Annotated in this window: 3 protein-coding genes; all 3 read right to left on the bottom strand. The window is 71.3% G+C overall.

Features of this window, described 5'->3' with window-relative positions:
- Positions 1 to 1025, bottom strand: a 1025-nt coding sequence (gene entS, locus ACWDU1_RS25140; RefSeq protein WP_450002087.1) for an enterobactin transporter EntS, incomplete at its 3' end; no start/stop codon positions are given.
- Positions 1022 to 2020, bottom strand: coding sequence for an ABC transporter substrate-binding protein (locus ACWDU1_RS25135; RefSeq protein WP_450002085.1), 999 nt, complete (start codon positions 2018 to 2020; stop codon positions 1022 to 1024). The genes ACWDU1_RS25135 and entS, both read right to left, overlap by 4 nt.
- Before the next feature lie 73 nt (positions 2021 to 2093).
- A complete protein-coding gene (locus ACWDU1_RS25130) occupies positions 2094 to 8513 on the bottom strand; it encodes an amino acid adenylation domain-containing protein (protein ID WP_450002083.1) in 6420 nt (2139 codons plus the stop codon).
- Between the last annotated feature and the right edge of the window lie 78 nt (positions 8514 to 8591).

Genomic DNA, 8591 nt, shown 5'->3' with positions numbered 1-8591 from the left:
GAGTTCTGCTGTAGCACCGCGTAGCGCAGGATGTTGTTCACCGCCCGCGCCACGCCGAACGCGGCCAGCCCGAAGAAACTCCAGGCCGCCTGCGGCCAGATCCCGGCCAGGATCAGCCCGACCGGCATGAGCGCCAGCGAGATCAGCAGCACGAGACCGTTACGGTTCGCGCGGCCGATCCAGCCGCTGGTCAGCGATCCCAGCACGGCACCCGCGCCGGGCGCGGCGTAGAGCAGGCCCAGGGTCGCCGGACCGGCCTCGAGCGCGCGGTCGGCGAAGGCGGGCAGCAGTACCAGCGGTCCGGCCACCAGCATGCCGAGCAGACCGCTCACCAGCACGGCGCGGATGATGCGGTGCCGCATCGCGAATCCGATGCCGTGGCCCAGTTCGACCAGCGGATTGCGGATCTCGCGCGGTGGCGGCGGGGCCGCTCCGATCGCCCGGATCAGCCCGACCGTGCCCACGGTCGCCACCGCGGCGGCGAAGAACGCGAAGGAGACGCCGATCTGGGCGATGAGCACACCGGCGATGGCCGGGGTGATCATCGTGCCCAGATCCGAGGTCAGTGTGGTCAGCGCGCCCGCCGCGGCGACTTTCTCCCGGCCCACCAGCATCGGCACCAGCGCCATGAGCGCCGAGCCGCTGATCCCCCCGGCCGCGCCGTCCAGCAGCGCGGCCAGGTAGATCACCACCAGGGTCGGATCGGGGAGCAGCGAATTCACGCCCAGCGCCAGGAACGCCACCCCGGCCGCGGAACGCGACCACTGGATCACATTGCGCCGGTCGAACCGGTCGGCGATCACGCCACCGGCCAGACTCCCCCCGAACAGCGCGATCGCCATCGCCGTGGAGACCCCGGCGACGTGCAGACTCGATCCGGTGAGGTCGTAGACCTGCACCGGCAGGGCCACCATGAGCAGCCCGATGCCGAGGACCGAGATCAGCCGCGCGCCGAAGGCACAGCGGAACCGCCGGCTCTCCCGCAACGGGGAGAGATCGATGAGGAGGCCGGCGGGGGTCGTCACTTGAACTGCTCCGAGATCAGGTCGAGAGTGTTCATCACGCCGCGGTAATCCGGCCGGTAGCTGGTGGCCGGCAGTTCGTAGACCTTCTTGTCCTTGAACGCGGGCAGTTGCGCGTACATCGGATCCTTCGCGAGATCGGCCGCGCTCTTGGCGCCGCTGAGCGGCACCACGATGACGGCCTTCTGGTCCAGGACCTTGGTCAGCAGTTCGGGGCTGAAGTTGAACCAGTCGGCCGACGGATTGATCTCGGGGTTACCGGCCTTGGCCACCACCTGGTCGTCGGCCTGGAAACCGAGTTCGGCGAGCAGCGTGGGCAGCGCGGCGTTGGACAGGATCATCTTCGGCTGCCCGTCGGAGGCGGACTGGAAGTAGCCGATCTTCTGCTCGGGCGCCTTGATCTCGTTCTTCACCTGCGCGAGGCGATCGTTGTAGGCCGTGATCAGCTCATCGACCTTGTCGCCCTTGTTCACGACCTCGGCGAGCAGTTTCAGCTGGTCCTGCCAGCCGGTCACGTCTCCGGGGACCAGCACCGTCGGCGCGATCGCGCTGAGCTGGTCGTAGGCGTCCACCGACTGTTTGGCGGGGAAACCCTGACCGCCGCCGATGATCAGATCCGGCTGTTTGGAGGCGATGAACTCCACGTTCACGGCCTGCCCGATCGGGACCACCTCGGTGCCCTGCTCCGTCGCGTCCGCGGTCCAGGTCGGGGGGAATTTGCCGCTGCGGTCGGTGACGCCGAGTACCCGGGTATCGGCGGCGGTCACCGGGACCTCGAGGTCGTAGAGGTAACCGGCGAGCGCGCCGTTGAGCACCACGACCCGCTGCGGGTCGGCGGGCACCTCGATGGCGCCCTTCTGGGTCTGGACCGTCCGGGTCCCGCCCTCGGCGGCGGGTTCGGCGGAGGAGCTACAGCCCGCGACCGCGACCACCGCGACGAACAGGCCGACTACCGCGCGTAGCCAGGCCGCGAAGCGGCTTCGGGATAACAGCGACATAGGTGTTTCACTTTCTTTCTCGAACCGCCGGGGCACCGGATGATGCCGCGGCGAAGTCTCGGGGGCCCGCATATCAGGCCCGCAGCGCCGGATCGGTGTCGAGCAATGCCGCGACCTCCGCCCAGCCGTCGTCGGTCACGATCCCGAAATGCGTGTAGGGCAACCGGCGCACGGTGACGCGGGCGCCGGCCGCGCGCCAGCCCGTCAGCTGCGCCGCGACCCGGGCGGCGTCCTCGTCACCGCCGGGGTCGGCGGCGTACAGGGCCATCGGCCCGGCGTAGTGCGGTGTCTCCGATACCGTCACCATGCGCAGCAGTTCCTGCGCCGCGGCGCGGATGAGAGCCGCGAGATCGGGGGCGTCCGGCGGAAGTTCGGGCAGCAGTTCGTCGAGCCGGGCCGGGTCGGCGAGGACACCGGCCGCCTGCTCGGCCAGGTTGGCGAGCGGATGCGCATCGACCAGGCCCACGAACGCGACCTCGGCGCCCGCCGCCACCAGCCGCGCCGCCATCGCATGCGCGATGGTGCCGCCGAGCGAGTAGCCCAGCAGGTGATACGGCCCCTCGGGCTGGATCTCCCGGATCGTGGCCACATAGCGGGCAGCCAGATCGTCGAGCGTGGTGACCGTGGCGTCCCGGTCACGCAGGGTGGGTAGCTGGAGCCCGACCAGCGGGCGGTCGGCCCGCAGCCGTCGCGCCAGCGGCGTGAACTGCCAGGCGGTACCGCCCACCGGATGCACGCAGAACAGCGGTGTTCCACTGCCCGCGGGCCGCAGCCGCAGCACGTGATCGAGCCGGCGGCCGAGCATCGCGATCTCCTCGGAGACCGGCGCGGCTCCCGATGCCGGATCGATCGGGACGGAAACGGCTCCTCCGGATACGGTTCCGTCCGCCGGAACGGAAGCGGGGCCGGCCGATGTGACGGGCTGCCCGGCCGTCCCCGGGGCGGAGGCGAGCGGCTCGGGGGCGGCGGATACCGGAGCGCCGTCGATCCGCCCGGCCAGTGCCCGCGCGGTGGGAGCCTCGAAGACATCGTCGACCACGACCTGGTGACCGGCCCGGCGCAGCCGGCCCACCAGCCGGACCGCGGTGAGCGAATGTCCACCGGCGGCGAAGAAATCGTCGTCCGCGCTGATCCGCTCGATTCCCAGCACCGCCGCCATCGCGTCGAGTACCACCGCCACGGTGGCGTTCGCCGCATCGGCGCCGGGTCTGGTTTTCGCCGGCACCGCGATCGCATCGGCGGGCGCCGCCTCTACCGGGTACTTCGGCACCGGCAGTGCCTTGCGGTCCAATTTCTCGCTGACGGTCATGGGGATCTCGTCGAGTTCCACGAACGCCGACGGAATCATGTACTCGGGCAGCACCGCACGCACTGTGGCACGCACGGCCTCGCCGTCCACCGTGACCCCGGCGCGTGGCCGCAGGTAGGCCACCAGCCGCTGGTCGCCGGGGATGTCCTCGCGCAGGATCACCACGGCCTGCGCGATCTCGGGACGCCGCAGGATCGCCGCTTCTATATCGCCGAGCTCGATCCGCTGACCCCGCAGTTTGACCTGGCTGTCGGAGCGCCCGACGTATTCGAGTTCGCCGCGCGCGCCCCAGCGCACCAGATCGCCGGTGCGGTACATCCGTTCACCGTGTCCCTCGGGGTCGGCCACGAAAACGTGCGAGGTTCGCTCGGGCCGGTGGATATAGCCGCGCGCCAGCTGCACACCGGTCAGGTAGAGCTCGCCGACCACTCCGGCGCGCACCGGGCGCAATGCTTCGTCGAGCACCCGCACCCCCGCGCCGCCGGCCGGACGCCCGATCGGGACCGTCACGGTATCGGCGCCGGTGGCGGCGTGATAGGTGATGCAGACCGCGGCCTCGGTGGGCCCGTAGAGATTGTTCACCGTGGCCCCGGTGAGCTCGCCGAACCGGCGGGCCGTGGCCGGAGGAAGCGGTTCGCCGCCGGTGAACACGCAGCGCAGTGCCGTGCAGCCGGACAGGTCGCTCTCCTCGGTCATGGTGGTGAGCATGGAGGAGGTCATCTGGACCGCCGTCACCCGTTCGTCGGCCATGAGACGCGCCTGGTAGTACGGGTCGCGGTGGCCGTTCGGCCGGGCCAGCACGATCCGGGCGCCCACCAGCAGCGGCAGGAAGATCTCCAGCAGCGAGGCGTCGAAGGTCGCCGGGGTGCGGTAGAGCATCGTGTCCCCGGCGGTGAAACCCTGCTGTTCCTGCAGCCAGGCGAAGGTGTTGACGATGGACTCGTGCGCGACCGTGACGCCCTTGGGCACACCGGTCGAGCCCGAGGTGAACAGCAGATACGCCGCGTTGTCCGGCCGCAGCGGGGCCCGGCGGTCGGCGTCGGTGGGCGCGTCGGCGGGAAGATCGGTGAGATCGAGGGTGTCGACCGCGATCACCGGCGCGCGGCCGGTGGTGAAACCGCCGGTGCTCGTGGTCAGGACCAGCGCCGCGGCCGCGGTGGCCAGGATGGTGTCCACCCGCTCGGCCGGCTGGCCGGGATCCACCGGCAGGTACACCCCGCCCGCCCGGATGATCGCGTGCGCCGCGATCACCGATTCCGCGCTGCGCCCCATGGCGACCGCCACCGGTACCTCGGGGCCGATATCGCGGGAGATCAGCCAGTGGGCCAGCCGGTTCACCCGGGTGTGGAACTCGGCGTAGGTGAGGGTGACGCCCTCGGCGGTGAGCGCCGCGGCAGCCGGGTCGATTCCGGCGACCGGGCCCCAGGTGGCCAGTGTGCCGCCCCGGGTGTCCGGGTGGCGGGTGGCGCGCAGTACCGCGCCGACGGTCGCGGTGGGATCCTGGACCAGCGCGGTCAGCACAGCACCGAGCCGGTCGGCCATCCGCTGCGCGGGCGCCCGCTCGACCGCGGCCGGATCGTGGTGCAGCATCAGCCGGAACGTCTCGCCCGGCAGCGCGGTCACGACCACCGGGAAGTGGGTGAGACTGTGCACCGCGACCCCGGCCACCCCGACCCGGTGTGATTCATTGCCCTGCACACCGGTTTTCGGGAAGTTCTCGTAGACCACCAGGCTGTCGAACAGACGTCCCACCCCGGCGGCCCGTTCCACGGTGGCCAGGCCCAGGAAGGCCTGGTTCTGCATATCGAGTGTGGTCTGCTGGAAGCCGGCGAACTGTTCGGCGGCCGACCGGTGCGGGTCCAGGCTCATCCGGACCGGAACGGTGTTGCTGAACAACCCGACCATCCCGGCGACACCCGGCAGATCCGCGGGCCGCCCCGACACCACGGCCCCGAACACCACATCGTCGCGGCCGAGTTGTTCGGCCAGCACCATGGACCAGGCGCCCTGCAGCAGCGTGTTCATGGTCAGCCGGTGCGCCCGCCCGAACGCCTCCAGCGCGGCGGCGGTCTCCTCGCTCACCGGTACCCGCAGGCCGACCGCCGTGGACCGGCCGTCGCTCGTCGCGACGAGGCTCGGTGCGGCCAGACCTTCCAGGTATTCGCTCCAGCGGCGGACCGCGCCCGCGCTGTCACGGCGCGCCAGCCAGGCCAGATAGTCGCCGTAGTAACCGGGTTCGGTGAGTTGTTCGCCGTGGTAGAGGGCGAGCATCTCGCGCAGCAGGATCGGGACCGACCAGCCGTCGGCCAGCAGATGGTGGGCGGTGAGCACCAGGCGGTGCGCCGAATCGCCCAGCCGGATCAGCAGTGCGCGCAGCAGCGGCGGTGCGCCGATATCGAACAGTTCGGCTCCGGCCGCGCGCTCCAGCGCCAGCGCCTCGGCGTCGGCATCGGTGGGCGGGCGGTCGCCCAGATCCTCGAAACGCCAGGCGACCCGGGGCGAGGCGGGTATCACCTGTACCGGCTGGTCGGCCTGCTCGTAATGGAAGGCCGCGCCCAGGTTCGGATGCCGGCGCAGCACCTCGGCGAAGGCCCCTTCCCAGCGGGCGGCGTCGAGCGGACCGGCGAGTTCGAATCGCGCGGTGAGGGTGTAGACATCGGCCGCCCCGTCGCGCAGCGCGTGGAACAGCAGGCCCTCCTGCAGCGGCGACAGCGGCAGCACATCGGCGATCGGGCCGTGCGTAGCGGTGAGTTCGCCGACGGTGGCGGGCGGCAAGGTGATCGACACCGAATCGGTGCGGGTCGCGACCGCTCGCTCGCGCACCGGTTCCGCCTGCACCGGTTCGGCCGTGGCCGCCAGGTCGCCGAGACTGCGCCGGGTGAGCAGATCCTGGGGGGTGAGAATCAGGCCGCGTTCGCGTAACCGGCTGCAGACGCCGATGGCGGTGATGCTGTCCCCGCCGGCGCCGAAGAAATCGTCGTCGATATCGACCGCGTCGCGGCCGAGTAGTTCGGCCACCACCGCGCCGACGGTGTGCTCGGCCGGGGTCGCCGGAGCGCGCCCGCCCGCGGACTCCACCGGATCCGGCAGGGCGGCGCGGTCGACTTTGCCGTTGACCGTCCACGGCAGTTCGCCGAGCACCGTGATCCGGGCCGGCACCATCGGATCGGGCACCAGTTCGGCGAGCCGGTTGCGCAGCCGGGCACCGAGATCGGCGGTCCCGTCCTCGGACCGCTCCGCGATGCCGGCCGCGGCGACCACATAGCCGATCAGGCTCGGGCGGCCGCCGAGCTCCCGGATATCCGCCGCCGCGGCCGCGACCTCGGGCAGCTCGCTCAGCGCGGCCTCCACCTCACCGATCTCGATCCGGTGCCCACGGATCTTGACCTGTGCGTCGGCCCGGCCGGAATAGAAATAACCGCGACCGGGAACCCAGCGGGCCAGATCGCCGGTGCGATACATCCGGGCGCCCGGCCGGCCGAACGGATCGGGGACGAAACTCTGCGCGCTCGGACCCGGACGGCCCAGATATCCCTGGGCTATCCCGTCACCCGCGAGGTAGAGCTCACCGGTCTGCCCGTCGGCGACCGTCTGTAAGCCGTTGTCCAGCAGGTACGCCCGCACTCCGGGCAGCGGGAGCCCGATATGCGGCTCGTCGCCGGTCACCGTGGCGCCGACGGCGTCGACCGTGGCCTCCGTCGGGCCGTACAGGTTGACGGCGGTGATCCCGGCCCGCTGCACGTCACGCCACAGATCCGGCGGGCACGCCTCGCCGCCGAGTACCAGCAGCCGCGGGGCCATCTCGGCCAGCCCGTGGGTGAACAGCGCGGCCGCCAGGGTCGGGGTACCGTCCACGACCTCGATACCGTCGGCCCGGAATGCCGCGACCAGCGCGGCGGGATCACGGCGGATCGTGCTGTCGTACAGATGGATACGGTGACCGTCGAGCAGCCAGAGCAGCGGGTCGAGGGCGGCGTCGAAGGCGAACGAGGTGGTGTGCGCGATCGCGAGCCGCCTGCCACCGGCCCGCTCGACCGCCTCGGCGTAGAGGCCGCCGCGATGCCCGGCTACCAGCTGGGCGAGCGCGGCATGGTCGATCACCACGCCCTTGGGTGTCCCGGTCGAGCCCGAGGTGTAGAGCACGTAGGCCGGATGGTCACCGCGCACGGTCTCGGTCTCGCCCGCCGTGAGCGGCCCGTCCGGATACTCCCGCAGTGCCGCGAGCACCGATTCGTCGTCGAGCGCGACCACCTGCCCCGGGAACTGCCCGGCCGCCGCGTTGTCGGTGAGGATCAATACCGGTTCGGCGTCGGCGACCATTGTCAGCAGCCGCGGTACCGGATGTTCGGGATCCAGCGGCAGATACGTCCCGCCCGCCCGCCATACGGCCAGCAGCGCGACCACGAGATCGGCGGTCCGCGGCAGCGCGACGCCCACGAGATCGCCCGCCCGCACCCCGCGGTCGCGCAGCCGGCGCGCCAGCCGGTTGACCCGGCTGCCGAGTTCGGCTCCGGTGTAGCGCCGCGATCCCGAAACCAGGACCGTGTCACCGGCGTACCCGGCCACCATCCGGTCCAGGGCCGCCGGCACCAGTTCGCCGCCCGCGGCGGCCGCCGGTCCGGTGCGAGCGGCCAGCAGTCCGGTCCGTTCCTCGCGGTCGAGCAGTTCCAGCGCCCCGACCTGCACCTTGTCCAATTCGGTGAAGGCCTCGATCACCCGGACCAGACCCGCCACCCGCCGGTAGGCCGTCTCCGGTTCGTTGGTGCGGGCATCGCATTCGAAGTTCAGCAGTACCGATTTGTCGGGCAGCGGGGTCACCACGAGGCCCAGGTCTTCGGGCGGGCCGCCGGCCACATTGCGCAGCACGCCCTTCGCGCCGTCGAAGTCGAGCGCGAAATCGAAGACTTTCAGATTGATCCCGATTCCGTGCAGCAACTCCCCCGCGCCGAACCCGCTCAGGTCGCGGGCCAGATCGGCGCCGCTGTAGCGCTGGTGCCGCCGCATCTCCCGCAGCGTCTCGGCCACGCGGACACCGAGTTCGCCGACCGTTTCGTGCGCGTGGACGGCAAGCCGCAGCGGCAGGACGTTCACCGCCATCGCCGGTGTACTGAGTGCGACCCGGCCGACCCGGCCCATCATGAGCATGGACAGCACCACATCGGAGGTGCCCAGCAGTCGCTGCACCGGATATCGACCTCGGGGCCGAGTAGCCCGATACCGGTGGTGTTGACGAACACTCCGTCGCCGTGACCGGCGTCGACG

The organism is Nocardia sp. NPDC003345 (genome assembly GCF_053589395.1).
This window is presented reverse-complemented; position numbering and strand designations above follow the sequence as displayed.

Coding starts and splice junctions, on each gene's coding strand:
- ACWDU1_RS25135 (WP_450002085.1), bottom strand. CDS start 2,020: ATGTCGCTGTTATCCCGAAGCCGCTTCGCGGCCTGGCTACGCGCGGTA.